The sequence below is a fragment of the Halococcus morrhuae DSM 1307 genome, assembly GCF_000336695.1.
Classification (GTDB): Archaea; Halobacteriota; Halobacteria; order Halobacteriales; family Halococcaceae; genus Halococcus; species Halococcus morrhuae.
Window position 1 is genome coordinate 1 of the sequence record NZ_AOMC01000065.1, and the last position, 1,001, is coordinate 1,001.

Below are 1,001 nucleotides of genomic sequence, written 5' to 3' on the forward strand. Positions count from 1 at the left end.
CCTGGTCCTCTGTGAGTTCACTGGCTGCTTGGTTGGCCTCCATCAATCCACCAAGCAGCCCGTTCACCTAACCCGCTTTGTGAGGTACTGATACTGTCTCTCGGTCAACGTGCGTTGCGCCGACGGTTCCCCTTCGAAGGTCGAGATACGTCTGCATTCTACTTCACAACCCGACTCCTCTAGTATTTCGTGTGCGCGGGCAAGCATGTCCCGGTCGGGAGTCACGAGGCGAAAACGCCACTGGCCCGCGCGTCCCCGTACCGACAGGAGCGTGACGCCGCCGGCGACGAGCCGGTCCACGAGCCGACGGGGGTGACCGTCCCACGTCACCCGATACATCCACCCGTTCGGTTGCTCGCAGAAGCGTTCGATCGCCACGATATCCGAATCGGCTCGGAGCGCGTCCTCGACTGCGGTGCGCTCGCGCTCATCCGCCCGAACGACGACGACAGCGCGGTCGGTCGGACCGGCGACCGTGGGTTCAAGTTCGGCGCGTGCGTCGGGAACCCGCTCGAACAACTCCCCGAGGACGAACCCCGCTGCTGGGAGTTCGAACCGGGCGGTGCTCGCATCACTGGATACCGGACGGCCGCGTTTTGCGCCGACCGACTGTGCGCTCTCAGGCATTGTTGACGTGGCGGGGAGACTGTGCTTCACGGACGCCAGCCCCATCCCGAAGCTTCTCCTCGCAGTTGGGACAGACGCGCACGGTATCTATCCGGGCGGTGCGAACACGCGGACGTACTCGGCTCACGAACGTGCCGCAGTTGTTGCAGTGAGGCATGGCGACTCACCGTTCCCTTTCATGTCTGCCGGAGAGGACGCTCGTCCGCAATCCCAGAGCAGGATTCCCCCATTCGCTCGACGCCGGACGGTTGTATTGTTCGTCCGGCGAGCGCTGGTCTGCATGGCGATTCCCCGTTTCACTCCCGGCTTGGTTTTTCGGTTGCACCACACGCGTCCGTCTCAGGGGGTCCCATTAGCAATTCTCGGTGATACAC

Annotated in this window: 2 protein-coding genes; both read right to left on the bottom strand. The window is 63.4% G+C overall.

Annotated features, from left to right (window positions below; translation table 11 throughout):
* Positions 1–63: 63 nt before the first annotated feature.
* Positions 64–627, bottom strand: coding sequence for a bacterio-opsin activator domain-containing protein (locus C448_RS15340; protein WP_160162774.1), 564 nt, complete (start codon positions 625–627; stop codon positions 64–66).
* Positions 620–784, bottom strand: coding sequence for a DUF7563 family protein (locus tag C448_RS17165; protein WP_425311115.1), 165 nt, complete (start codon positions 782–784; stop codon positions 620–622). Before C448_RS17165 ends, C448_RS15340 begins: the two co-directional genes overlap by 8 nt.
* Positions 785–1,001 lie beyond the last annotated feature (217 nt).

Bases quoted from the DNA above. Each gene is read 5' to 3' on its own strand.
- C448_RS15340 (WP_160162774.1), bottom strand. From the start codon at position 627: ATGCCTGAGAGCGCACAGTCGGTCGGCGCAAAACGCGGCCGTCCGGTA.
- C448_RS17165 (WP_425311115.1), bottom strand. From the start codon at position 784: ATGCCTCACTGCAACAACTGCGGCACGTTCGTGAGCCGAGTACGTCCG.